This window comes from Agreia sp. (genome assembly GCF_964263775.1).
Lineage (GTDB): Bacteria > Actinomycetota > Actinomycetes > Actinomycetales > Microbacteriaceae > Agreia.
Map to the genome: position 1 here is coordinate 1 of NZ_CAXVWM010000043.1, position 24,067 is coordinate 24,067.

Sequence of the window (24,067 nt, forward strand, 5' to 3'; positions counted from 1 at the left end):
CATGCCACCGGCCCCGCAGCTCCCCGCAGAACTCCGAGGCGAATTCGTCGTCCACCTCCGGTTCGCCCATCTCGATCCAGACGCGGTCGATCTGGCCGCCGACGCGGCCCGCATCCTCGGCCCGATGCTCGGCGCAGCTCCGATCATCCTCGATCACACCCGCATCATGGCGCCCGATGAGCTGCCCGACATCCACCGCGACCCCGTTGCACCACAGAGCGTCGTCTACCGAGGCGCGCTCCTCGACGACCTCGATCCCGCCGCGATCACCGACATCGTCGACTCGATACCGGCCACCATCACGGCCGAGGCGCCGTCTCTGCGCATGGTCGAGCTCCGTCACCTCGGCGGCGTCTATGACGACCCCCCGGCATCACCGAGCAGCAGCACGGGCCGGCACAGCAGGTTCAACCTCTACGTCACCGCGTCCTCGAGTCCCAGCACGACGACCGCCATGCAATCCCTCGTCGACCGGGCAGCCGCGCGAATCGCATCGACCAGCAGGGCGCAGTTGAATTTCTACGGGCCCGCACGCGCGCCGGGTTCGGTACTGAAACTGTGGAGCGAATCCGACGGGGCCAGGCTCCTCACCGTCGCCGACACTCTCGACCCCCGGCGGCGGATCAGCACCGGCCGTCCCCTTCGCTGACGACATGCCGCCGGAGGAAGCATGATCGATGCTCTGAAGTTGTGGCTGCACGGGTTTCCCAGAGTGGGTGTTACAAAGGATTGGGCTGTACGGGCCGAATCTCACGGATTCGCCGGTGTTCTTCTCGCCGATAGCGAGACGCTTGTCGCTGATCCCTATGTGGAGCTCGCGATTGCATCAACTGCGACCCGCAACCTGGAACTAGGCGTTGCGGTCACCAATCCCATCACGCGGCATCCGGCCGTGACAGCGGCGGCGATCGCTAGCGTGCACGCAGAGTGCGGGGGCCGCGGCGTGCTCGGCATCGGACGCGGAGACTCGGCCCTCCGACAGCTTCATCTCCAACCAGCATCCGTCTCGGTCCTTCAGCAGGCGATCGTGGATCTCCGGCGCTTTCTCGGCGGCGACGAGACATATCGCGGTGGGGCGAGATCCACGGTCGCGCCTCTTTCGTGGTTACCGCCCGGCCTGTCACACGTGCCGGTCGATGTCGCGGCAACGGGCCCGAAGGTCATCGCCACCGGCGCTGTCTACGCCGACCGGTTGACCTTCAATCTGGGCGCCGACGTCGACCGGCTGAAATGGGCGATCGCACACGCACGGCACGCGCGATCGGATGCTGGTCTCGACCCGTCTGCCATGTCGCTCGGCGCGTACGTCGATGTCGCGTGCGCCCCCGTAGCTGCTGCCACCGCCATGGTCCGCGGCAGCGCGTCCATCTTCGCAAACCTACTGGCGGAAGGCATGCGGGCTGGCGTCCCGGTCTCGGACCAGGACGCGTCGGTACTGAGGGCGGTTGGCGGAGCGTACGACGCAAATCAGCATGGGCAAAGCGGTGCAGTCCAGGCCCAGTTGCTCTCCGACGACTTTCTGACTCGCTTCGCTCTGTGCGGCACTCCCGCGATGATTCTCGACCGAGTACTCGAACTGCGCGAACTCGGCCTGGATCGCCTCGTCATCGTTCCCGCATCACGTGACATCGACGATGCCACGACTGAGGCCAGCGTCGCCGCTTTCGCCCGGGGAGTGCTGTCGCGTCTCTGACTGACGAGAAACTCCGAGCTGGCGACCGGGCGCACGGCCCAGCCACACAGGCATTCTCAGCGTTCGCCGGCCCGGGCGCACGCGATGCACAGGGTGGCTTCGGGGCGTGCCTCGAGACGGGCGAAGCCGATCGGCAGGTCGCAGCGAGCGCAGAGTCCGTAGCGTGCGGTGGCCAGGCGTTCGAGGGCCGCGTCGACCGCGTGTGCTGACGCTGCGAGCTCGCCGTGCACCCCATGGATGCGCGACCATTCGCTCGAGAGGGTTGGTCCCTCGGGGTCATGCTCGTCATCGACGGACTCCGCACCTCGGGCTGCGCGCACCTCGACGAGGGTCTGCGCCAATCCGCCGAGCTCCACGCCGATCTGCTGTCGACGCTCACGCAGCCGAGACTCGAGCAGCTGCACTTCGCCGTCCGTGAGCGCGAGTTCGGGCATGTACTCATGGTCGCACGGCCACGGCCACGGGCGCGGTTGCCGGATTCAGGAGGAGGGGTCAGCCTCGTGGATAGTGGCATCGGTGACGCTCTCCTCCTGAATCAGTGACGGCATCAGGTGCACTCGGCGCCAATCGCTCGAGCTCAGGGCGTCGCGCAGCCGCTCGTGGGTTCCGCGGATGTGCTCGACGATCAGCGCCTCGGCACGGTCGGCATTGCGCGCGCGCACCGCACTCAGGATGCGGAGATGCTCGTCGCGCGCCTGATCTCGCGCGTCGGCCGACCTTGCTTCGAGCCAGCGGGTGCGTTCCAGCCGGCGCAGGGCCGTGGCAACCGCCGCGCTGAAGAACGGGTTGCCCGAGAGCTCGGCCAACCGCTCGTGAAAGTCGCCGCCCGCCCGCACGCTCGCGCCGGCGGCGTGCGTGTGTGCTGGCATGCCGAGACCGTCGGCCAGCTCGGCGAGCTGTTCGTCGGATGCGCGCTGCACGGCCAGGCGCACAGCTGCGGTCTCGACGGCGCGTCGATACTCGGCCAATTGCGCAATCTCGGCGAGATCGATCGGGGCGACCGCGTAGCTGCGGCCGTCGCGGCGCACGAGTCCCTCGGCCTCGAGGCGCACGAGGGCTGCCCGCACGGGTGTTCTGGATGCCGCGAACCGCGCCTCGAGGCGTCGCTCCGCCAGACTCTGGCCGGGAGGCAATTCGAGAGAAAGGATCGCGGCGCGAAGACGATCGTAGAGCTGAGCCGTCTGCGACGCCCCAGTGGTGGTGGCGGACATAAGTGAGACTCCTCGCTCGAACCAGTAGCGGGTATGTGGTATACCGTAATGGTATACCAAACGGCAGCGCCGAGAGACAGCGCGCACGAATCGGCGCGTCGATAGACCGCATACGAAGGATCAACCTGATGGCAACCACCGAGACCGCCACCGCAGCACGGGATGCCCGCATCACCCCGCGCGCCTGGCTGAATCTCGGACTCGGCGTGGGAGCGCAGTCTGCGGGCACGGTCTTCATCAACACGCCCGCGTTTCTCATTCTGCTGCTGCACACGCAGCGGGGACTCACCCTGGCCGAAGCAGGGTTGCTCGCCTCGGCGCCGACCGTGGGAATGGTGCTCACCCTCTTCGCCTGGGGCGCCCTCGTCGACCGCATCGGGGAGCGTTGGGTGATCGCCGTCGGACTCGCCCTCACGGCAACCGCGGCGTTTCTTGCCATGACCGTCGACGGGTACGTCGCCATCGGTGCTTTCCTGCTGCTCGGCGGAATGGCATCGGCCAGCACGAATTCGGCAAGCGGCTCGCTGGTCGTGCGTTGGTTTCCGAGCGGTCGTCGCGGGCTCGCTATGGGCATCCGGCAGATGTCCGTGCCGCTCGGCGTGACCGTTGCAGCCGTGTCGGTTCCCGTTGCTGCCGAGAGCGGCGGAGTCGACGGGGCCCTGCTGGTGCCCGGGCTGATCGCCGCGGTGTTCGCGGCGGCCTGCGGGGTGGGCATCCGAACGGCGCCGCAGCGGCCGCCCGTCGACCCCGCGGCATCCGATTCGCCCGCCGCCGCGCGACCCGCGAACCCCTACCGGCGCAACGCGTTCCTGTGGCGCATCCATGCCGTGTCGGTTCTGCTCGTCGTGCCGCAGTTCACGGTGTCGACCTTCGGACTCGTGTGGTTGGTCACCGAACTCGGCTGGAAGCCCCTCGCCGCCGGCATTCTCGTAGGCACGGCCCAGTTCGTCGGCGCGATCGGGCGCATTCTCGTGGGGGTGTGGAGCGACCGTCTGGGCAGCCGGGTGCGCCCGCTGCGCTGGGTCGCGATGTCGGCGGGCGCCGTGATGATGCTGCTCGCGCTGTCGGATGCCGCCGCCTGGGGAGCCGCGGCCGCGGTCTTCGTGATCGCCACCGTCGTGGTCGTCGCCGACAACGGGCTCGCTTTCACGTCTGTGGCCGAGACCGCGGGGCCGGCCTGGAGCGGCCGCGCCCTCGGAGTGCAGAACACAGGCCAGTACGTGGCGGCGTCGATCGTGGGGCCCGCGGTAGGAGCGCTGGTCGGAGCCGTGGGCTACCCGCTCGCTTTCGTGGCTGTGGCCCTGTTTCCTGTGGCGGCGATCCCGCTGGTGCCCCGCGTGAGCGAGGAGCGCGACCGCCTCTGATCAACGTGCCCTATGCATTCGCGGGTGCGCGCCTGCGCAGTCGGAGCCTGCGCTGGGCCAGCAGAATTCCCACGAAGACGAGCACGGCCCCGGCCGGTTCGTTCCATGACAGCGTCTCACCCAGAATCAGGATGCCCAGGGCGACTCCCACGATCGGCGTCAGGTAGGTGACGGTCGAGGTCACTGTCGGGCCCCAGGTGACGAGCACGTTGATGTTCCACAGGTAGGCGAAACCGGTGCCCACGATTCCGAGAACGAGCAGGCTGACGACGATCGCCGGGGTGAGCTGCACGGGGCCGATCGCCACGAACGGGGTGAGCAGCAGCATGATAACGCCGCCGAGGCCGATCTGCAGAAAGGCCGTCGTTACCCCCGCCACGCCCCGGCCTGTGATGAAGCGACGAAGATAGCTGAACGTGAAGCCGTAGCAGACGGCCGAACCGAGGCAGGCGAGCTGGCCGGCGAGTTCGGTCACAGGAGAGCCGGCCGCGGCGGCGGTGGGCACGAAGCGCCAGGGGCCGATAATCACGATCACGCCCACGACGCCCACCGCGACGCCGACAATCTGCGCGCGCGAGAGCTTCTCGACCCGGAACACCAGTGTGGCCATCAGGGCGGTGGTGATCGGGGTGACGGCGTTGTAGATGCTGGCGAGTCCGCTCGACACGTACTGCTCGGCCCACGCGAACAGCAGATAGGGCAGCACCGATCCCGATATGGCGACCACGACGAAGTGCGCCCACACCCTGGGTGAGCGGGGCAGCGAGCTTCGGGTGACGAGCGCCACGACGCCGAGGGCCAGGCCGCCGAGTACCAGGCGACTCCACGCGACCTGCCCGAACGACACGCCCTCGAGGGCCACCTTCATGAACAGAAAGCTGGCACCCCAGACGATTCCCATGGCCGCGAACTGGATTCCGGCCGAAAGATTCGTGGTGCCCTCGGTCGTGCGCTGCGTGCTGCTCATGTGATTCGGCTAACGGGTCGGCAACTGCTAGATGACGGGGGACTCGGCGTCGGCCGCGGGAACGACGCCCGACGCGGATTTGGCCGCGAGGCCTCCGCTCAGACCGCCGAGGAACGCGGTGAGGTCGAGGCCCGTCGCCTGCCTGATGACCTCGGGCAGCTCGGTGATGTTCTGGGCCACCGACTTCGTGAGCGCGCTGGCCCCATCGGTCGAGATGATCGAGATGTTGTCGACGTTCGACAAGGGCTCGGCCATTCGACGGGCGACCTCGGGGAGGGCGTCGATCGCGCGTGAGGCCAGCGCCTCGCGGCTGAGCAGGTTCTGCGCCTCGGCGAGTGCCTTGACCGCGGCCGCGTCTGCCTCACCCTTGGCCCGGGTGGCGGCGGCGTTGGCGTTACCGAGCGCGGTGATCGACTCGGCTTCGTTGACGGCGGCGGTACGTGCCGCTTCTGCCGTCTGCTGGCGACGGTAGACCTCGACGTCAACGGCGGCCTTCTCGGTGTCGCGGTCGGCCTGCGCCTTCTGCACGGCGGCATACGCCGCAGCCTCGGCGGGCTGGCGCACCTCGATGTTGAGTCGCTGCTCGGCGACCTTGGCCTGTTCGACCACGGCCTCGCGTTCTTTCGTGGCGACGAAGGTGGCCTGTTCGGCGCGGGCGAGTTCACCGGCGGCGTCGGCCTCGGCGTTGGCCCGTTCGGTGTCTGCCTTGATCGACGCGACGCGGATGTCGAGCTCGCGCTGGCGCTCGGCCGTGAGCTGCTCGTTCTCGATGCGCGAGAGGGCGGCCGCGCGAACGGTCTCGGCCTCGCGAACTTCGGCGATCTGGCGCGCCTGGGCGGCCTCGGCGCGACCACGGTCGGCGAGGTACGTCGAGCCGGGCGTCTCGATCTCGCGGATGTTCAGGGTCTCGATCTGCAGGCCCAGTTCGGCGAGCTCGCCCTTGGTCTCGGTGACGGCGTCTTGCGCGAGCTGAGCGAAGTTCTTCACCAGCTCGTCGACGGCGCGGCCGCCGATGAGGCCACGCAACGAACCTTCGAGCGATTGCTGCACGATCTCGGGCAGCTTCGCCTGCTGCAACAGGTAGCGCTGGGCGGCGCGACGAACGCCGTCTTCGCTGCCGGTGACCTTGAAGTTGACCGTGGCCTTCACCGAGGTGCGGATGAAGTTGCTGTCGATCGCCGTGACGTCGACCGAGGTCTGGTACTGCTCGAGCGACAGCTTGAAGCCCTCTTGAAAGATCGGCCAGATGAACGTGCGGCCACCGATGATGACCTTCTGCGGCGACGTGATGCCCTCGGCGGCACCCTTGGCAGCGCCTCTGCCCACGACGATGAGCGCCTGGTTCGGCGGAACGCGACGGATGCGGCTGGCGATGAAGCCGAGCAGCGCCACGATGATGACGATGACGACGACCACCGAGACGATGGACGTGTTGCTGCTGATGAAGTCCATGTACTGGGCTTCCTCTCTATTGGGGATGGTCTGGCGGCCTAGTGGTCTGCGGAGTCGTCGACTACGGCCACGACCTTGACCCGGTAGCCGTCTTCTTCGACGACCCGGATGCGCGTCTGCGCGACGAGGGTCGCGTCGCTGACGGCGGGTCGCCGTTCGAGTTCGCGCACGTCATCGAGCCGTACTTCACCGCCGGAGGGGCCGGTGCTCACCGTCGTGAAACCCACGAGGCCGACGGGCGAATAGTGGCCGCCGCTCTCTTGCTTGGCGATGTGGCTGACGAACAGCTGGATCGCCACGAGGGCGATGAGGGCGAGCGCAACCGCGATGACGTAGGTGAGAACGGTAGGCAGGTCATTCGACACAGTGATGACGCCGGCGACTCCGAAGATCGACAGGGCCGCGCCGATCGCGATGCCGGAGACCAGCCCGTCGCCGGCCCCGACGAGATCGAGCAGATCACCGATGATGATGCTCGAGAGCAGCAGGAGAAGGCCGATCGCGCCGACTATGAGAAACGGAAGCATGCGGCACCTTTCGTGTCGTAGCGCTTCTAGCATGCCTTATACGGCGGTGTCGTGCAGGTCTTGGGGCTGTGGTCGCCGCTCAGTCGTAGACGCGCACGAGTGACCACTCGCGGTCGGAGACCGACCAGACCACGTCGAAGACGAAGCTCACGCCGAGTTCGTTCGTGGCCTGAAAGCGCCATCCGCGAACCAGCGGCGGATGAGTGACCCGAGACCACGCGAGGTCTTCGAGGGGCGTGGGCATGTCGGACACGCGCCACCGCCGCCCGTTCCACACCATGCGGGAGGGCACGTCGCCCTCGACCCAGAGGGTGACCGCTTCGGCCGTGTACGAGATGCTCATGCTGCTCCGATCATTCGAATATATGTTCGAGTAAGATCGAGCATACGCATCCGGCGGCGACACGCCAAAGGGTCTTTTTCGAGAGCGGGGAATGTGTTTGTCAAGTCCCAGAAGGCCCCTCACAGAAACTGCCTACAGTTGTGCGGGCGCCTCGAGGGGCGCCTTCACCGAGAAAAGAGCAATGGGAAAACTCATCTACGCGCGATCCGAACTCGAGATCGACATCGCCGACCGGGCCCTGCTGCACCTTCAGCTCGTCATCGGAGCGAAGCTCCGTCGACGCGAAAGCTTCTTCTTCTCGTGGAAAGAAGACGTCGCCGTGGGCAGCGGTCGGTCGAGCATCTGGTTGACCCCCGCGCTTCCCCTGTACTTCCGCTTCACAAGCGCGAATCCCGGACCGGTCAACCGGGAATGGATGGAACTGCTGACCGCGTCGTCGAACAGCGGCCGCGGGCTCGTCTACACCGAGGAACCGGGCGTGCCGCCGTCGTGGAATCCGCGCGGTCACGTGTGAGCACCCGTCTCGACGAAGAAGATCTCCGATTTCAGAGGGGCGACTACGCCCGGCCCGCCGGCTCGCGCGCCGTCGCCCGCAGCCCGCTCGAGCCCAGCAACTCGTCGACATCCACCCGAATGACGACCCGCGTCGGATTGACTCGTGGCGGGCGGTAGCGAACCGCATACCGGGCCACGGCATCCGCCACCGCATCGGGCTCGCGCTCGATGCGGGCAGGCCCCGACAGGGTGAGCCACCGGATGCCGTCGACCTGGCTGACGGTGGCGTGACCGGCTCGCTCGATGTTTCGCACCTTCTGCGTGCCGTCACCGGTGATGATGCGCAGCGCGCCGTCGGCGAACGTGAAGCCCACGGGCACCGAATGGATACGGCCGGTCGGCGAGATGGTCGAGAGAATGGCGAGGTGCCGCTCCGAGACGAACCGCTGGCCAGCGTCGGTCAGGGCGGCTGAATTGCTCATGATCGACAGGCTACGGCAGGCGTGCAAATCGTGAACGAATCAGGCCACTGCACGCAGTTCAAAAAATACTGTAGACAGATTTTGAGTTCGCACGTAGTGTCGACCTATCAGTACGGATTCTCAACGAGGAGCGATCATTACTACCAGCAACCGCGGTCGTCAACGACCCATCACCCGACCGATCTTTCATCACACGACCTTCACCACGCTGAAGCTCGACGAGATGGTGGCCTTCTACGAGAACGTGGCTGGTCTGGAGCCCGTCTACTACGGCGAGAATGCCGCCTGGCTGACGAACGACGCGGCCAATCACCGCATCGCTCTGCTCGCCCTACCGGGCATGAAGGCCCCCGATGACAAAGGCCACACGATCGGCCTGCATCACACGGCGTTCGAGCACCGCAGCTTCGAGCAGTGGATCGACAACTACGATCGGCTGGCGGCGCAAGGCATCGAGCCGTTCCTGAACCTCGACCATGGAATGACGATGTCGATGTACTACCAAGACCCCGAGGGCAACGGCGTCGAGATTCAGGTTGACGCTTTCGGCGACTGGGCGAAGTCGAAAGAGTTCATGTGGGCCTCCGAGGAGTTCGACAGAAATCCGATCGGAATGCACTTCGACCCGGCGAAGGTGTCGGCGGCCCATCGAGCCGGTCTCTCGTTCGAGGAGATCCACGCCAAGGCCACCGCAGGGGAGTACCTTCCCGCAGTCATTCCCGAGGTCTACCTTCCGGAGTTCTGGTGAGCGGAATGCGTGTCGCGAGCCTCGCTGGCCGACTTCAGCTGCTTCACGGCGACTACGCACTCGATGTCGCGGTGGCGAGCGGCGGGCGATTCGGTCCCGACCCGCTCTCCGCCTACGACGAGTGGGCCGAATTCACACAATGGATGTCGACCGTCGAATTCGAAGAGTCCTCGGCGACACGATTCCTCGCGGCCGATCTAGACTCGCCTGTCGGTCGGCCCTCGCAGATCTTCGCCATCGGCCTCAACTACGCCGAACACGCCGCCGAGTCGCGGATGACGCTTCCGGAGCATCCTGTCGTCTTCACCAAGTTCGCCTCCAGCCTCGCCGGAGCTGATGTCGAGGTCGTTCTTTCGGGCGAGCGGGTCGATTGGGAAGCCGAGCTGGTCGTCGTCATCGGGAAGGCCGGTCGAAACATCTCGGCGGAGCAGGCCTGGGATCATGTCGCAGGCCTCGCAGTCGGCCAGGATCTCAGTGACCGCGCCGTTCAGTCGCGCGGCAACCCCGCGCAATTCAGCCTCGGCAAATCGTTCGAGAAGTACGCGCCCGTCGGCCCGGTCACGCCCCTGTCACAGTTGCCGGCGGGTTCCGATCGCGATGCTCTGCGCATCACGAGCGTGCTTGTCGACACGGACGGTACGAGCCGTACCCTGCAAGACGGATCCACCGCCGACCTCATTTTCTCGATCTCAGAGATCATCCATCGCCTCTCGGCCACAGTGGAGTTTCGACCCGGCGACCTCATCTTCACGGGCACCCCGTCTGGAGTCGGTCTCGGTCGCGACCCGCAGGAGTTCTTGCGGAGCGGGCACGTGCTCACCACCGAGATCGAGGGCCTCGGCTCCATCACCCAGCGGATGCTCTGATGCCGTCGTCGATGACTGATCCCATTGCCAGCGAGTTCGATGTCGTCATAATCGGCGGCGGCCCCGTCGGCAAGATGGCGGCGCTCATGCTCGGCCGGAAAGGCCACGATGTCCTGATCTGCGAGCGCAAAGCGCAGCCGTACCCCCTTCCACGCGCCGTCGCCCACGATGCCGAGATCGCCCGAATCTTCCAGAGCGTCGGGATGCCTGTCGACAGCATGCCCGACGCGGTCGAGCCTTACGACGATCTCTACGTCTGGGTGAACGGAGCCGACGAAACCCTTCATCTGGTCGACTGGACCGGCATCGATCCGTCGGGATGGAACAACACCTACTTCTACAACCAGCCGGCGATCGAGAAACACCTCACAGAAAAGCTTGCGGCGCATCCCAAGGTCACACTGCGCCGAGGAACGTCCGCGACGCTCGTCGGGCAGGACAGCGAGGGTGTCACGGTCGAGCTGCGCACGTCCGACGGGGTCGAGACCGTTCGCGGGCGCTACGCGATCGGCGCCGACGGCGCCAATAGCGACGTGCGGAAGGCGCTCGAGGTCGAATGGAAAGACCTCGGCTACTTCTTCGACTGGTTGGTCATCGATGTTGTGCCCAAGCCCGGGCTCGTCGTCACCACACTCGCCAAGCAGATCGCCGACCCTGCGCGCCCCACCACCGTCGTACCCGGCGGGCCGGGGCGTCGCCGCTGGGAGTTCATGCGCCTCGAGGGAGAGAGTGTCGAAGAGCTGACCCGGCCCGAGCGCATCTGGGAGTTGCTCGAGCCGTACGGCGTCACACCCGAGACCGCCGAGCTGGAACGCGGAGTGGTCTACACTTTCGCGTCGGGCTGGGCGTCCGACTGGCGAAAAGATCGGGTCTTCCTCGCGGGCGACGCCGCCCATCAGATGCCTCCCTTCGCGGGCCAGGGGCTCGCCGCCGGGTTGCGCGACTGTCTGAATCTGTCGTGGAAACTCGACCTCGTGTTGCGCGGCGACGCCTCCGAAACGCTACTCGACACATTCGGGTCGGAGCGGGCTGCGCATGTCGCGGACTTCATCGACTTCTCCATCTCGCTCGGCCGGATCATCTGCATCGTCGACCCGGAGGAGGCGCGGTTGCGCGATGAGGCCATGATCGGTGCTCTGGCTGCGGGGCGCACTCCCGAACCGCCGCCTGCCCCCCGGCTCGGCGAGGGGGTTCACGATGGCACCCAGGGCGGATACCTTTCCTGGCAGGGCCAGGTGACGACCAGCGCGCATCCCGACCCCGTTCGTTTCGACGACCTGTTCGGTGCGGGAGCGCTCATCCTCACGCGCGCTGCACAGGCCGACGCCTTGTCGCCGAAACACGTAGAACAGCTCGCCGCTGTGGGGATCACCGTCGTGTGTTCCGACCCCGAGACTCCCGCCCGAGACGGGGTGCACGTGTTCGCCGATGTCAACGGCACCTACGCGCACTGGTTGCGGTCGATCGAGGGCGAATCCGTGCTGGTCCGGCCCGACTTCTACGTCTTCTCGGTTGCCACCGGAACTTCCGGGGGCGACGATCTGGCGGGGGCCTACCTTGCCAGCATCGACGGCGCGCACGCGCCAACAGCCGTCATCGACCCAGCGGGTCGACTGTCGGGCGAATCGAATTCAGAAGGGGCAATGCCATGAACAAATGGATCGGAACCTGGGACGTCGAGCAATCGTCGATCGTCGGCACGTTCGTGATGGACATGATCGTCAGCGAGGGCGACGGAGTCGTCGACGTGCGCTTCGAGTCGAAGCAGGTCGTAGCGACAGTGTCGGACATCGTGTGCAGCGATGAGAGGCTTACCTTGATCACTCATCTGACCAAACCGATCAAGGGCAAGGCAGACGTCGAGCTGACGCTGGCGGGCCCCGACTCCTTCACGGGAACGGGAAAGATCAAGTTCCTTCCGGCGTCGAAGTTCGCGGGCGTGCGCCGGTCGTAGCAACTCTCCGCCGGCGCGACGTCGGCAGTCGGACGAATGACTCGTGTGAGGCCGCAACGGTGGATAATCGGTGCAATGGACGGCGAAGAGCAGGGCCTCGACACGACCGACCGACGTCCCCAGGTCATCGGCGCCGTGGCGAACGCTCTCGAGCTTCTGCAGCTCTTCGCAGATGGTCCGAGTATTCACGTCGGCGCGGCGAGTACGCGATTGGGACTTTCTCGGTCGACGGTCCACCGGCTTCTGAACACTCTTGCGTCATATGGCTATGTCGTCCACGACGCGACAGCTCGAGCCTACCGACCGGGCCCCGTCCTCGCAGCGATAGGGCTGGTCGCCGTGAGAACCAGCGACTTGCGCACAGTCGGACAGGCGGCACTGACCAAGCTGGCGGATCAGACCTATGAGACCGCTCATCTGAGCGTGTTGCGGGGTGACCAGATCTTCTGCATGGACAGCATCGAGAGCACTCAGACTGTTCGCACCGGCAGCCGGATGGGTTGGACTCTGCCCGCCCACGCCACGGCGGCGGGTCGAGTGTTGCTGGCCGAGTTGTCCGATCGGGAAGTCATGGCGTTGTTTCCCACCGAGCTCATCTCCCATACCGGGCAGACGGTCCCGCTGCGACGAATCGACCTCCTCGCGGAGCTCGAACTCGTGCGCGCGCGGCGCTATGCGACCAATTTCGGCGAGAGCGAGCCCGAGGTGAGTGCCGTGGGAGTGGTGCTTCGCGACAGACAAGACCACGCCCGCGCCGCCCTGTCGGTCACCGCTCCGCGTACCCGCGGAGATGAAACCTGGATGCGCCTCGCCGGCGGAATCGCCGTCACGATCGCCGACGAGTTCCGAGGCCTCATCAACTAGCGCGTGCGCCTCACAGGGTCAACGCGACCCGCGTATGTATCCGTGCGAGCATAACTAGATGCTGAGGAGAGACACGCGACCGATCGACGAGCTCCTGTTCGAGATCTTTCGCGTCAATGACCGTCTCTTGGCAGTCGGCGACTCGACTGTGCGGGAGGTCGGCCTGACGAGCGCCCGGTGGCTGGTCCTCGGCGCAATCGCCCTGGCTGAGAGCCCGATAACGGTGGCACAGATCGCTCGCAACATGGGCCTCAGCCGGCAGGCCGTCCAGCGTTCCACCAACGAGATGGCGCAGTCCGGTCTCGTCGCAATCGTGGAGAATCCCCAGCGTCGCGGGTCGAAGATGATCGCGTTGACGAGCACAGGCACCGCCGCCTATGAGACCGCTCTCGAGCTCTGGCGCTCCGAGTGGACCGCCGCCATGGAGGAAGTCCTCACTGAAGAGGAGATTCTCGGCACCATGCGAATCCTTCGGCGACTCCGCGGACTGGTGCAGTCGAAAGCGCGACCGCGTTCGTGACAACTAGTTGTCACTAATCCCGAATCGAAGACCGATTGTCTCGGGTCGGGGCTATTTCAGGGAAATTCTCTAAATCGCTGATATTCGGCGCGCTTGCTGTCGGGCAGGTCTTGTTTCCTGCCCGATTAAGACTTATGGTTACGTCAACAGGCGACCACATGTGTCACTCTGCGCTACATAATCGAGTCAAAGGAGATTCTCGTGACAATCGTCGACGATTCACCCTCTGTTGTGACATTGCCGGAGATCGCTCCGACGCGTCACGTTCAACCACCGACCGGCGAGCGCGAGCCACTGAAGGTGAGCGTGTTCGAGCGCATGTCGAAGTCGAACGCTCAGCTGATGCCGATCTTCCCCTACGACGATGCCGGCACCATGGTTCCGTGCGGGGCCGTGCTCTACGGCGGCGAAGACCGCTTCCACGGACACTTCTTTCACTGGAACACGGTGTCCGAGCTGCTCGTGGCCTGGGGGTCGAGTGACGCCATGATCGCCACGGGCTCGCTGATGGCGACTCAGCCGTTCCACGGAGTCAACTCATTCCTTCGCGATGAGAAGAAAGAGGGGGCGTTCGCGCTCGTGACGATCACGCAACGCCAATCCTCTGACGCCGGTCAGAAAGAAGCGCTCACCGCGAAGTGCGAGAAATGCAAAAAAGACATCATCAAGTACGAGTACGACTCCGCGCCCCAGGGCGCGCCTGATTTTGATCCCACTGCTTTTGGAGATGCAGACGACGAGTTCCGCCAGTTCTCGACTCAGTGGGGCGGTGTCGAGTTCGTCAAACAGCGCAACTCCGACGAGGTGCGCACGTGCCAGCATTGCGGCCACGAGAACTACCTGTTCGACTTGAAAGCCTGGGGCTGGGACCGCCTCGTCAATCAGACGAAAGTGTCCAACGCCGCATTCCACGCTCTGAAGAACAGCGCGAAAGAGGTGCTCGGCTAATGGCGCGCCGACGGATGGTTCAGGCGTTCCAGGCCGCCAAAGAACTCGGCAACTATGCCGACGTTCCTGTCATGCCGGTAGACGTCGACCCACAGATCACGCTCTCTCGCAACACAGAGAAACAGCCGTTCTTTCTCGCGTTCGAAGAAGACACCGTCATCGCCCTGATGTCGGGCAAGGCGACAGTGCGGCTGCGAGACACCAACGTGAACAGCTGGTCGATGGCCCCTGGTGATCACGTCTACGTTCCCGCGGGAACGCCCCACCTGCTCGAACCGATCGAAGAAAGCGTGCTCATCCGCTACATCGGCAATGAACCCGCGTATCGGGCGGCCGTCTTCGCCTGCGACACCTGCGGAAGCGAATTGCATCGCCTCGAATGGCAGCAGGATCTCGAAGTCGAAGCGACGGCGATCTACGCCGAAGTAGCCCGAAGGTTCAACGCCGATTCGACAGCGCGCGCCTGCAGCACCTGCGGCACGACCGCAGACGAGGTCTCCTTGGAGCGCCTCGGCTGGCCCACCGAAGTCACAGCCCACTAACACCAGTTCAGGGCGATGAGCGATGACGCTCATTGCGCGCATCCACAGAAAGAGACAGCACATGACCACGTACGTCAGCGTTCACCAGGCCCCCGCACTCGCACCCGAAGAGGTGGGATCGTATGTGCCCGATATCAAGCAGAACACCTACGCCGAGTTTCAGCAGTGTTTCATCAACCTCGACCAGGGTTACATCGTCACGGTGTACGAGGCCGACGACGAGGAGGCAGTGCGAAAAGAGTTCGATCGCATCGGATGGCCGGTCGACACCGTCACAGAAGTTCATTTCTCGGTCGACGCGGCCGGGCTCGACGCGATTCCGACAGCGTGAGCGAGACGGTCTCGCGATCGGCCGAACCCCGTCTCATCTCGCCCGTCAACCTGAGGTTCAAGGCGGACTGGGGCCAAGCCAATCTGACGAGAATCTCGGGCTGGCTCGCGCAAGAGATCGGTGATCGCGCGCCGGAAGGGTCCCAGTTCTCGATCCACGCCGGACGTGCGGGGGTCGACGCGGTCGACGCGCTCCGATCGGGAGACGTCGACATCGCATTGGTCACTCCTGCCGCTGCGGCACGCCTGCTGTGGCAGGGTACCGGCCCTGCTGCAACGGCTCCCGCGCCGTGGCTTCGTGCACTCGGCAAGATCCCGCACCGCGACCGTCTGGTCGTGGCGGTGGCGGCTGAGCTCCCCGTTCACACAGTGAGTGATCTGGCACGATACGCCTCTCAGCTCGTCATCGGCACGTCTGCCGACGACGGCGTCAACGCGATCGGTCTCGCGGCTCACTACGGCCTGAAACTCGCCGGCGCCGACCCCGAACAGATGCGGCGTGACGGCGCGCAGTTTCGCTACGACGAGCGTCCGTTCCCGCTCGTGCACGCGTTTGCAACCGGAGCGATCAACGTGCTCATCCAAGAAGCCGTGATGATGCCCGCGTGGCAGCGCATCGCCGAGAATCGAGCCGTGCGCTACCTCGAATGGGGCGACGCCGTCATCGACGGCTTCGCTGCCCTCGGATGGCCCAGCGCGATCGTCGAGGCAGGCTATCTCCCGTCGTTGGATCGCGACCTTCTCACTCTCGACTTCGCCGATTTCATCTTGCTCTGCCGCGAAGACCTCGACGACGAGGTGGCCTATCTGGCGACCTGGTGCATGGTGAAGACACGGCTGGCGCTGGAAGGCCAGTACCAGCACATTCCCGCGGACCATACTCCGGTCGGCTATCCCATGGATCCTGCCGAGATGCAGGACACCCCCGTGCCGCTGCACGACAGTGCTCAGCGCGCCTACCTCCACGTCGCCGGTGAGGGTCCCCTCACCGAAGGCCTTCTCTGGACGTGACCATGATCACGTGCGACATCTTGATCATCGGTGCTGGACCAGCCGGATTGTTCGCGACGTACTACGCCGGAATGCGGGGGCTCAGCACCGTGGTCGTCGACAGCCTCAGCCACCTCGGGGGGCAGGTGGCCGCGCTCTATCCGGAGAAGTTCATCTACGACGTCGCCGGGCTGCCCGCCGTTCGCGGCCGCGACCTGATCTCCGGACTCATCGACCAGGCCCAGAGTGCGCGCCCGCGAATCATCCTGGGCGAAGAATGCACGACCCTCGACGACCAAGAAGACGGCTCGATCATCGCCACCACCTCAGCGGGCACGAGCATCCATTGCGGTGCAATAGTGATCACGGGCGGTATCGGACGCTTCACCCCTCGCCCGCTTCCCGCTGTCGATGCCTATTCTGGTGGGGGCATCCATCGCGTCGTCGGTCCTGCCGAAGAATATGCCGGCCACGATGTCGTCGTGGTCGGTGGCGGAGACAGTGCGGTGGACTGGGCCAACATGCTCGCCGAAACGGCGAACTCGGTCACGTTGGTCCACCGTCGTGCCCGTTTCACCGCGCACGAGAGTTCGGTCGAACTGGTTCGAAATTCCCGGTGCCGCATCATCACAGATGCCGAGGTCCTCGAAGTTGCCGGCAGCGCCACAGTCCAGCACGTGGTCATCAAGGACGCGAAACAGGCCGACTCCGAGGTCGTGCCCGCGTCGATTGTGATCCCCGCCCTGGGGCACATCGCCTCGCTCGGCCCGGTCACAGGGTGGGGCCTCACGATCACGGGTCGCCAGATCGAAGTCGGAACCGACATGTCGACGGGTCGTCCACGCGTCTACGCGGCCGGAGACATCACCGACTATCCGGGAAAGGTTCGATTGATGGTGGTCGGATTCGGCGAGGCGGCCACCGCGATCAACAACATCACGGTCGTGCTACGGCCGAACGAAAACGTGTTCCCCGGGCACTCATCAGAGCTGCCGCGGTTGGTATCGGCAGGAAGCGAAGGCTGACAATGACCTATGTAATCGGTGAAGCGTGCATCGACGAGATGGACGGGTCGTGCGTGGATGTGTGTCCCGTCGACTGCATCTACGAGGGCGAAGAGAAGCGATACATCAACCCGGTCGAGTGCATCGACTGCGGAGCATGCCTCACCGTGTGCCCGGTGATCGCGATCACCTCGCCGCAAGATGGACACGACCCCGTCTGGGCGCAGGACAACGCCGACTTCTTCGACCTCACATTGCCTGGCAGGACGGAGCCGATCGGCAGTCCGGGCGGCGCCTCGAGCCTCGGCAAGATCGGTGTAGACACACCGTTGGTCGCCCAGAAGGCACACGGGTGAACAACGCGGCCACGCAGGTCGACGAGGTCGTCGCAGCCTGCAGCGCGCTCGCATCCGCGGGCCTCGGCGACATGATCTGGGGTCATTCCTCGGTGCGGGATGCCGAAGGCCGCGGGGTGTGGATGAAAGCCGCTGGCCTCGGGTTCGACGAGGTCGACCGTGAACGCGTGCTCCTCGTCAGCTGGTCCGGCGACGTTCTCATAGGTTCAGGCCGCCGCCACCTCGAGTACCCGATTCATACCCAGCTCTACCGCGCGCGGCCCGATGTGAACGCGGTCGTCCACACCCACGCGCCCGCATTCGCCGCTTTCGCATCTCTCGACGAGAAGCTACGACCGCTGTCGCACGATGCCGTTCCGTTCACCGACCCGCCCCTGCCGCGCCTGACCGCGGTGACGGGATCCTTGATCTCGACGCCGGAGTTGGGCGACGCCGTGGCCGCCGAGTTGGGAGCCGCAAACGGCATCCTGTTGCCGAGCCACGGCGCCGTCACGGTCGGAGGCGACACAGCGGCAGCCGTCATGTACTCGGTTCTGCTCGAACGAGCCTGTCGCACGCAGCTCACGGCTCTTGCGGCAGGAGGCCCGAAGGTCTGGTCTGACGAGCACGAGACGGCACGCAAGCGGGATGAGGTCTGGAACGCGGCCCAGCTCGACGCAGGTTTCGCTTATCTCGTGCGGCGGGGGGAATCCCGGTGATGGGCGCCGACGTCGTACCCACCCCCGTCGCCCACGACGAGGTTCTCCGCTCGCTCGAGCGGGAAACCGCAGCCCTGCTCAGCCGGGTGCTGGGCGAATTCCTCGACCTGGATCTCGATCGCGAGCCGGTCGTCGAGAACGTCACCGGCGGTGATCTCCTCACTTACCTCTCCCGAGAGGCAGACCGGATGGCGGATGAGCTGCTCATCGCCGCCGGGTCTCCCCTTCCGCCCTACGATTCGGATCGGCGCTGGGACTTGGAGCGTGGCGGGCTGCGGCCGGGAGCCGTTCTCATCGAAGATTTCGTCGAGTCGTCTGAGCGGCTCCGCGACGCGATCGCCGACGTGCAGAACTGGTCAGCCCTCGACGCTGTGATCCGCGGCATCCCTGGCCGACGCCTCGTGCAGGTGATCGTTCATCACGCGGATTTCCGCCGTCCCTGGAGCGCGCTCGCCACAGAAGACGCCGCGATCGCCGTGACGGTGCTTCCCTCCGTTCTGCCGGAGGAGTTGGCGGGCATCTCTCTCGTGTCACTGCCGGGACAACCCCCTGTGCTGGTGCAGACAGGTAAGGGGATGCGGGCGATCGAGGGCGATCCGCGAGCGTTACTCGCATGGGCGTCTGGGCGCACCGGCAACGACGACCCCATCGACGCGAGCCTGCCCGACCCGGGCAAGCGAATCTGGTTCTGAAGTCATCTGCAACGAGAAAGCCGACAATGAAAATCACACACTTCGGACACGCTGCCGTGCTGGTCGAAACATCCAGCGGAGCGAAGGCCTTGATCGACCCCGGCACCTATTCGCACGGATTCGAGGCGATCGACGAGCTCGACCTGATCCTGGTCACCCATGCTCATCCCGACCATGTCGATGCCGAGAGGCTCCGTGCACTGCGCGACGCCAACCCGCAGGCTGTGCTGGTCGCGAACGCCGAAGCCAGCGCGGCAGCCGGCGAAAGCCGCGAGAAAGACCGAGTGGTCTCGAACGGCGACGCCTTCACCGAGGCCGGGGTTCGCATCACACCCACGGGGCGGCTGCACGCCGAGATCCATTCGGCTCTTCCGACGGTCTTGAACACCGGATTCATTCTCGATGACGACGTCTGGCACCCGGGTGATGCCTTCGATGCGTCGCCGCGAAAAGTCGATATTCTCCTTCTCCCCGTGGGAGGACCGTTCATGAAGGTGGCAGACGCGATCGATTTCGCGCGCGCTGTCGAACCCCGAGTCATCGTCCCGATCCACCAGGCGGGTCTCGCCGAAATCCATCGGCAGCTCCACTACGGCTTGCTGAAGAAACTGGTGCCGGCCGAGCTGATCGTTCTCGAAGAGGGAGTCGCTCGTGAGTTCTGATCTCGACTCAGGCGAACTTCTGAATGCGAACCTGACGGCGACTCCCGAACTCGATGAGCTCTACGAGGATTTCGCCGCCCACCATCTCGCCCCCCTGTGGACTCAGGCATCCGAGGTTCTCACCTTTCACCCGCGGTCAGACGCGGTTCCCTTCGTCTGGCGCTGGGATGACCTCTACCCGCTCGCCGCTCGGGCTGGGGCGCTCGTGCCGGTGGGACGAGGGGGCGAACGACGGGCAATCGCACTCGCCAATCCGGGATTGGGCGGTGCCCCGTACGCCACCCCGACGATCTGGGCGGCGATTCAGTACCTCGGGCCTCGCGAAACGGCCCCGGAGCACCGCCACGCCCAGAATGCGTTCCGGTTCGTGGTTGAAGGGGAAGGGGTCTGGACTGTGGTCAACGGCGACCCCGTCGCGATGCGCCGCGGCGATTTTCTCCTCACTCCCGGCTGGAACTTTCATGGCCACCACAATGACACAGACTCGCCCATGGCCTGGATCGACGGCCTGGATGTTCCGCTGTCTGATCACATCGACATCGGATTCTTCGAGTACGGATCGGAGCGCGTGACCGATGAGGCGAGCCCCGAGATCTCGCGGTCGGAGCGTCTCTGGGCCTACCCGGGTCTGCGTCCGCTTTCCGCGCTCGACGACCGGGTCAGCTCGCCGATCGCGGCCTACCGCTGGGAATACACCGACCGAGCCGTCGCAGAACAACTCAGGCTCGAAGACGAGGGCCATCCGGCGACCGTCGAGCAGGGGCACGCGGCGATCCGGTATGTGAATCCGACCACGGGTGGCGACGTCATGCCCACTCTCCGCGCCGAGTTCCACCGCTTGCGCGACGGCACCAAGACACGAACCCGTCACGAAGTGGGATCCTCCGTGTGGCAGGTCTTCGAAGGAAGCGGCACGTTCGTGATCGACGGCGTTCGGCACACGCTGAACAGGGGCGACCTCGCCGTCGTACCATCCTGGATTCCCTGGTCGATCGAAGCCGAGTCCGAATTCGACCTCTTCCGCTTCAACGATGGCCCGGTCATCGAGCGGCTGGGCTTCGCTCGAACGCTGATCGTGGATGAACCATGACCGGAGCGCGCACGCCGCTCGGCGGCCCCGCGGAAGACCTTCTGCTGGCATATCGCGGCACGGCCTACTTCCTGCGCTTTCTGGCACAGCTTCCCGAGGACGAATACGATCGCCCCGGCGACCCCGACGCGCCGACAGACAGACGCACGATCATCGCGACCGTCGGCTATGACGCACGCGGATGGGCATCGCTCGCCGAAGCTATCGGCGATGGCGCCCCCGCACCGGCGACGTTTGCGCCGGGAGAGCGGGATGCCGCGATCTCTCTGGGAGCGTCGCTGCCCCCGCGGGCGCTTCGCCATCTTGTGGAGCATTCCGCGGTTCATCTCGCAGTCGGGTGGCGCGATCTGCCCGCCAACAGGTGGCACGAGCAGGGAGTCGACGACCGAGGCGTTCCGATCGCGATCGATCGCACGCCCTGGCTTCGTGCCCGACAGACGTGGCTCGCCGCCGTCGACCTCGGTACCGGCGGATCCTTCGCCGATTTTCCGCTGTCCGTGATCGACCGATTGGCCGCCGAGCGCAGAGCGGCCCTCATTCCGGATCGGCAGCACTCGTGATCGCGAGTCTGCACGCCGGTCCACCCCTATTCACTACTAAGGAGCAACCGTGACTCGCACGGATCACGACGTCATCGTCATCGGTGGAGGCATTGGAGGCCTGGGGGCCGCCCTCGCCCTCGCGCAGTCCGGCCTTCCCGTTCATCTTCTCGAACGCGCCCCGCAGTTCTCCGAGGTGGGGGCCGGGCTGCAAGTCGGACCGAACGCCGTGCGCGCCCTGGATCGGCTGGGTGTACTCGATGAGATCTACGCAACCGCCGTCTTCCCTCGGCGCGCCGTGCTCTCGGACGCGTTGACAGGTGACGAGCTGACCACTCTCGACCTCGGCGAGCCTTTCACCGAACGATTCGGATATCCGTACATCGTCGTGCACCGCAACGACGTGCTCACCCCGCTGCTCGAGGCATGCCGCGCGCACCCGTCTATCACCCTCGAGAACAACCGCACCGTGCTCGATGTGACCGACGAGGGCGACCGGATGCGCATTCGATGCGAGGACGGGCATGAACTGACTGCGAAGCTCGTCGTGGGCGCAGACGGGCTCAATTCCAAAGTCCGCCGTCTCATCGTCGAGGACGAGCCGGTGTTCAGCGGCTACATCGCGTTCCGAGGAGCGACGCCGATCGAGGCGCCGGTCGCGACCGAGGAGCAGTCCGACGTCCACCTCTGGATCGGTCCGGATGTGCACCTCATGCAGTACCCCGTGCGCAGCGGAACCATGTACAACCAGGTGGCTGTGTTCCGCACACAGCGAAAAGCTGTGGGGCGCCAGGACTGGGGCAACAGCGACGAATTGCTCGAGCGGTTCAGCCCGATGTGCGAGGAGGTGCGAGCGACCGTCGCCGCCCACGCGGGCGCGGCTGCCTACCCTAATTTCGACAAGGAGCCGTTGACCACCTTCGTCGCCGGACGAGCCGTACTCATCGGCGATGCCGCGCACCCCATGCTCCAGTACCTGGGGCAAGGAGCATGCCAGGCGCTCGAAGACGGATTGACCTTGGCAGCGACGCTCGGCGGGCAAGTCGACGACGTCACCGGCCTTGCCCGGTATGACGAGTTGCGCGTTCAGCGCACCACGCGGTGCCAGCGGTCGGCGCGTCCGTGGGGCGAATCGTGGCACGCGACCGACCCGACCTTTCGGGCCTACCGCGACCGCTACCTGCGGCTGCGTGCGCCACAGGACTACAGCGAGCTTGCCTGGCTGTACGACGACGCACTCGAGAGCCTGCTCGGGCCAGTGAGAAGAGAAATGGAGACCTTGCGATGAGACTCATCAGCTACCTCGGCGACGACGACGAGAACCGTCTCGGCGTTATCGAAGGCGATGAAATCGTCGATGTGACGCGAAACGTCTCAGCGGAGGGTGGGCGTGCCTCCCTCAGCCCGATGCGGATGCTGCTCTCGCTGCCGGGCTCACTGCTCGAGAACGTGGGTGCGCTGGATGGCGAACGCATCCCGCTCGCGTCGGCGCGGGTGGCAGCGGTCGTTCCTGACCCGCCGAAGGTCATCGCGGCGCCCGTGAACTACCGAGACCATCAGGCGGAGATGAAGGAGGACTTCCATATAGACGCGTTGGGAGTGTTCCTCAAAGCGACCTCGTCGGTGCTTGCCTCGGGAGGAACCGTTTTGTTGCCCTATACGGACCGACGTTTCGACCAAGAGGGTGAGCTCGCCGTGGTGATCGGCCGGTCGGGTTCGCATGTAGCGGTCGAAGACGCTCTCGACCACGTAGCCGGCTATACGATGCTGCTCGACATGACAATGCGTGGGGGCGAGGACCGCTCTACGCGCAAATCGTTCGATACCTTCACACCCGTCGGACCGTACCTCGTGACGCCCGATGAAGCGGGAGACCCGAATGACATGCGGCTCAGAACCTGGGTCAACGATGACCTGCGCCAAGACGCCGACGTGCGCGACCTGATCTGGGATGTTCCCCGGCTCATCTCCTACGCCTCATCTGTCATGACTCTTCACCCCGGAGACATCATCACCACGGGTACCCCCGCGGGAATCGGCCAGATAGCGGATGGCGATCGGGTTGTCGTGGAAATATCCAACCTCGGCAGGCTCGAAGTCGACGTGTCGAACCGAGGCGCCGTGGCCTGTCCGACGAAAGGCGCCACGCGCGGTCCGAAACCGCCGGAAGCCGTGACCCCGGTCCGAACTCGATGATCTGGCGGCGACGGCGTCACGGGTGCGCCGGAGTGAGGTGCGACCGTGTGGAACGGTGAACGTCTGGCGGCGCTGGTGATGCTGACATCGTCGGGCATCTGGACGGGAATCGTCATCTGTTACGCGATCGAGCGGGTTGATCTGTGGCACAGGATGCCCATCGAGCAGTACGTGGTCGACTTCAGGCGATCGGTCTACCGTGTCGATCCACTGCAGCCGATCCTTGCCCTCATTGCAATCAGCGCATCTGCAGTCTTCGCATTGGGCGTCGGCGGTGTTGCTTCTGTGGTGGCGTGGATCGGGGCGACCCTCATCGGCAGCGTGATCGTTTTTTCGATCGCTCTGCCCGAGCGCATCAACTCCCAATTCCGACGAAGGCAAGAGGGGGTTGCTCCTCCGGATGTCGAAAGCCTGCGTGCCCGGTGGCGGCTGTATCACTACATCAGATCGGTTCCGACGCTCGGAGCATTCGTTCTGCTCGTCTTGTCTGCCACCCTCGCGTGAGTTCTGGCCTGCCGTGACGTTGACCCGACG

General features: G+C 65.3%; 31 protein-coding genes and 1 pseudogene. 25 read left to right on the forward strand and 7 right to left on the reverse strand.

All coding sequences use genetic code 11. The features are described 5' to 3' along the window. The coding region (locus ACE5CZ_RS03855) for a hypothetical protein (protein ID WP_374946036.1) at window positions 1-649 on the forward strand (649 nt) is incomplete at its 5' end. A 21-nt stretch (window positions 650-670) separates the two neighbouring features. Then, window positions 671-1,693, forward strand: coding sequence for an LLM class flavin-dependent oxidoreductase (locus ACE5CZ_RS03860; RefSeq protein WP_374946037.1), 1,023 nt, complete (start codon window positions 671-673; stop codon window positions 1,691-1,693). Window positions 1,694-1,749: 56 nt separating this feature from the next. Here ACE5CZ_RS03860 and ACE5CZ_RS03865 read toward each other — a convergent pair whose 3' ends face one another. Both ACE5CZ_RS03865 and ACE5CZ_RS03870 read right to left on the reverse strand, forming a co-directional pair. Next, entirely contained in the window at window positions 1,750-2,127 is a 378-nt protein-coding gene (locus tag ACE5CZ_RS03865; RefSeq protein WP_374946038.1) for a TraR/DksA family transcriptional regulator, read from the reverse strand. Between the two features lie 45 nt (window positions 2,128-2,172). Further along, a complete protein-coding gene (locus ACE5CZ_RS03870; RefSeq protein ID WP_374946039.1) occupies window positions 2,173-2,904 on the reverse strand; it encodes a GntR family transcriptional regulator in 732 nt (243 codons plus the stop codon). A 128-nt stretch (window positions 2,905-3,032) separates the two neighbouring features. Between ACE5CZ_RS03870 and ACE5CZ_RS03875 the strand changes: the two genes are divergently transcribed. Continuing rightward, window positions 3,033-4,268, forward strand: coding sequence for an MFS transporter (locus ACE5CZ_RS03875; protein WP_374946040.1), 1,236 nt, complete (start codon window positions 3,033-3,035; stop codon window positions 4,266-4,268). Between the two features lie 10 nt (window positions 4,269-4,278). Here the strand turns inward: ACE5CZ_RS03875 and ACE5CZ_RS03880 are convergent, their stop codons facing one another. From ACE5CZ_RS03880 to ACE5CZ_RS03895, 4 genes are all read right to left on the reverse strand, one after another. Further along, a complete protein-coding gene (locus ACE5CZ_RS03880; RefSeq protein WP_374946041.1) occupies window positions 4,279-5,235 on the reverse strand; it encodes a DMT family transporter in 957 nt (318 codons plus the stop codon). 27 nt (window positions 5,236-5,262) lie between these two features. Further along, complete coding sequence (locus tag ACE5CZ_RS03885) at window positions 5,263-6,687, reverse strand: SPFH domain-containing protein (RefSeq protein WP_374946042.1); 1,425 nt, start codon at window positions 6,685-6,687, stop codon at window positions 5,263-5,265. Between the two features lie 38 nt (window positions 6,688-6,725). Beyond that, window positions 6,726-7,214, reverse strand: coding sequence for a hypothetical protein (locus ACE5CZ_RS03890; RefSeq protein ID WP_374946043.1), 489 nt, complete (start codon window positions 7,212-7,214; stop codon window positions 6,726-6,728). 79 nt (window positions 7,215-7,293) lie between these two features. Continuing rightward, a complete protein-coding gene (locus ACE5CZ_RS03895) occupies window positions 7,294-7,557 on the reverse strand; it encodes a hypothetical protein (RefSeq protein WP_374946044.1) in 264 nt (87 codons plus the stop codon). Window positions 7,558-7,738: 181 nt separating this feature from the next. Here ACE5CZ_RS03895 and ACE5CZ_RS03900 point away from each other — a divergent pair, with 181 nt between their 5' ends. Further along, window positions 7,739-8,071: an ATP-dependent DNA ligase gene (locus ACE5CZ_RS03900; RefSeq protein ID WP_374946045.1), complete on the forward strand. Its 333-nt coding sequence runs from the start codon at window positions 7,739-7,741 to the stop codon at window positions 8,069-8,071. Window positions 8,072-8,114: 43 nt separating this feature from the next. Here the strand turns inward: ACE5CZ_RS03900 and ACE5CZ_RS03905 are convergent, their stop codons facing one another. After that, the gene (locus ACE5CZ_RS03905) at window positions 8,115-8,534 is read right to left on the reverse strand and encodes a PPOX class F420-dependent oxidoreductase (RefSeq protein ID WP_374946046.1); all 420 of its coding nucleotides are present in this window, start codon (window positions 8,532-8,534) and stop codon (window positions 8,115-8,117) included. A gap of 181 nt (window positions 8,535-8,715) precedes the next feature. On the opposite strand from ACE5CZ_RS03905, the gene ACE5CZ_RS03910 reads away from it, so the two are divergent. The 21 genes and pseudogenes from ACE5CZ_RS03910 (at window position 8,716) to ACE5CZ_RS04010 (ending at window position 24,037) form a co-directional block, all read left to right on the forward strand. After that, on the forward strand, window positions 8,716-9,282 hold the full coding sequence (locus ACE5CZ_RS03910) for a VOC family protein (protein WP_374946078.1): 567 nt from the start codon (window positions 8,716-8,718) through the stop codon (window positions 9,280-9,282). A 5-nt stretch (window positions 9,283-9,287) separates the two neighbouring features. Further along, window positions 9,288-10,148: a fumarylacetoacetate hydrolase family protein gene (locus ACE5CZ_RS03915; protein WP_374946079.1), complete on the forward strand. Its 861-nt coding sequence runs from the start codon at window positions 9,288-9,290 to the stop codon at window positions 10,146-10,148. 11 nt (window positions 10,149-10,159) lie between these two features. Continuing rightward, window positions 10,160-11,800 (forward strand): bifunctional 3-(3-hydroxy-phenyl)propionate/3-hydroxycinnamic acid hydroxylase, encoded by a 1,641-nt coding sequence (locus ACE5CZ_RS03920; protein WP_374946047.1) that lies wholly within the window; start codon window positions 10,160-10,162, stop codon window positions 11,798-11,800. Beyond that, complete coding sequence (locus ACE5CZ_RS03925; RefSeq protein WP_374946048.1) at window positions 11,797-12,102, forward strand: hypothetical protein; 306 nt, start codon at window positions 11,797-11,799, stop codon at window positions 12,100-12,102. The genes ACE5CZ_RS03920 and ACE5CZ_RS03925 overlap by 4 nt, the downstream gene beginning before the upstream one ends. A gap of 75 nt (window positions 12,103-12,177) precedes the next feature. Continuing rightward, a pseudogene (locus ACE5CZ_RS03930) lies at window positions 12,178-12,372 on the forward strand (helix-turn-helix domain-containing protein); the annotation flags it as partial. 69 nt (window positions 12,373-12,441) lie between these two features. Next, window positions 12,442-12,966, forward strand: coding sequence for an IclR family transcriptional regulator (locus tag ACE5CZ_RS03935; protein ID WP_374946080.1), 525 nt, complete (start codon window positions 12,442-12,444; stop codon window positions 12,964-12,966). 58 nt (window positions 12,967-13,024) lie between these two features. Next, window positions 13,025-13,486: a MarR family winged helix-turn-helix transcriptional regulator gene (locus tag ACE5CZ_RS03940; protein ID WP_374946049.1), complete on the forward strand. Its 462-nt coding sequence runs from the start codon at window positions 13,025-13,027 to the stop codon at window positions 13,484-13,486. Between the two features lie 201 nt (window positions 13,487-13,687). Then, a complete protein-coding gene (locus ACE5CZ_RS03945; protein ID WP_374946050.1) occupies window positions 13,688-14,434 on the forward strand; it encodes a hypothetical protein in 747 nt (248 codons plus the stop codon). Next, entirely contained in the window at window positions 14,434-14,976 is a 543-nt protein-coding gene (locus ACE5CZ_RS03950) for a hypothetical protein (RefSeq protein ID WP_374946051.1), read from the forward strand. The genes ACE5CZ_RS03945 and ACE5CZ_RS03950 overlap by 1 nt, the downstream gene beginning before the upstream one ends. 61 nt (window positions 14,977-15,037) lie before the next feature. Continuing rightward, on the forward strand, window positions 15,038-15,307 hold the full coding sequence (locus ACE5CZ_RS03955; RefSeq protein WP_374946052.1) for a nickel-binding protein: 270 nt from the start codon (window positions 15,038-15,040) through the stop codon (window positions 15,305-15,307). Then, entirely contained in the window at window positions 15,304-16,317 is a 1,014-nt protein-coding gene (locus ACE5CZ_RS03960) for a TAXI family TRAP transporter solute-binding subunit (RefSeq protein WP_374946053.1), read from the forward strand. The genes ACE5CZ_RS03955 and ACE5CZ_RS03960 overlap by 4 nt, the downstream gene beginning before the upstream one ends. A gap of 2 nt (window positions 16,318-16,319) precedes the next feature. After that, window positions 16,320-17,321 carry an NAD(P)/FAD-dependent oxidoreductase gene (locus ACE5CZ_RS03965; RefSeq protein ID WP_374946081.1) on the forward strand — a complete coding sequence of 334 codons (1,002 nt, stop codon included), beginning with the start codon at window positions 16,320-16,322 and terminating at the stop codon, window positions 17,319-17,321. Between the two features lie 2 nt (window positions 17,322-17,323). Further along, window positions 17,324-17,656, forward strand: a complete 333-nt coding sequence (locus ACE5CZ_RS03970) for an indolepyruvate ferredoxin oxidoreductase subunit alpha (RefSeq protein WP_374946054.1) — start codon at window positions 17,324-17,326, stop codon at window positions 17,654-17,656. Continuing rightward, window positions 17,653-18,354 (forward strand): class II aldolase/adducin family protein, encoded by a 702-nt coding sequence (locus tag ACE5CZ_RS03975; protein WP_374946055.1) that lies wholly within the window; start codon window positions 17,653-17,655, stop codon window positions 18,352-18,354. Before ACE5CZ_RS03970 ends, ACE5CZ_RS03975 begins: the two co-directional genes overlap by 4 nt. Next, window positions 18,354-19,046 (forward strand): hypothetical protein, encoded by a 693-nt coding sequence (locus ACE5CZ_RS03980; RefSeq protein ID WP_374946056.1) that lies wholly within the window; start codon window positions 18,354-18,356, stop codon window positions 19,044-19,046. Before ACE5CZ_RS03975 ends, ACE5CZ_RS03980 begins: the two co-directional genes overlap by 1 nt. A 26-nt stretch (window positions 19,047-19,072) precedes the next feature. After that, the gene (locus tag ACE5CZ_RS03985) at window positions 19,073-19,708 is read left to right on the forward strand and encodes an MBL fold metallo-hydrolase (RefSeq protein ID WP_374946057.1); all 636 of its coding nucleotides are present in this window, start codon (window positions 19,073-19,075) and stop codon (window positions 19,706-19,708) included. Beyond that, a complete protein-coding gene (locus ACE5CZ_RS03990) occupies window positions 19,698-20,798 on the forward strand; it encodes a cupin domain-containing protein (RefSeq protein ID WP_374946058.1) in 1,101 nt (366 codons plus the stop codon). The genes ACE5CZ_RS03985 and ACE5CZ_RS03990 overlap by 11 nt, the downstream gene beginning before the upstream one ends. Beyond that, window positions 20,795-21,358, forward strand: coding sequence for a maleylpyruvate isomerase N-terminal domain-containing protein (locus tag ACE5CZ_RS03995; protein ID WP_374946059.1), 564 nt, complete (start codon window positions 20,795-20,797; stop codon window positions 21,356-21,358). The genes ACE5CZ_RS03990 and ACE5CZ_RS03995 overlap by 4 nt, the downstream gene beginning before the upstream one ends. 49 nt (window positions 21,359-21,407) lie before the next feature. Continuing rightward, window positions 21,408-22,625: an FAD-dependent oxidoreductase gene (locus ACE5CZ_RS04000; protein WP_374946060.1), complete on the forward strand. Its 1,218-nt coding sequence runs from the start codon at window positions 21,408-21,410 to the stop codon at window positions 22,623-22,625. Further along, entirely contained in the window at window positions 22,622-23,533 is a 912-nt protein-coding gene (locus ACE5CZ_RS04005) for a fumarylacetoacetate hydrolase family protein (RefSeq protein WP_374946061.1), read from the forward strand. The genes ACE5CZ_RS04000 and ACE5CZ_RS04005 overlap by 4 nt, the downstream gene beginning before the upstream one ends. A 45-nt stretch (window positions 23,534-23,578) precedes the next feature. After that, the gene (locus tag ACE5CZ_RS04010) at window positions 23,579-24,037 is read left to right on the forward strand and encodes a DUF1772 domain-containing protein (RefSeq protein WP_374946062.1); all 459 of its coding nucleotides are present in this window, start codon (window positions 23,579-23,581) and stop codon (window positions 24,035-24,037) included. Window positions 24,038-24,067: the final 30 nt, after the last annotated feature.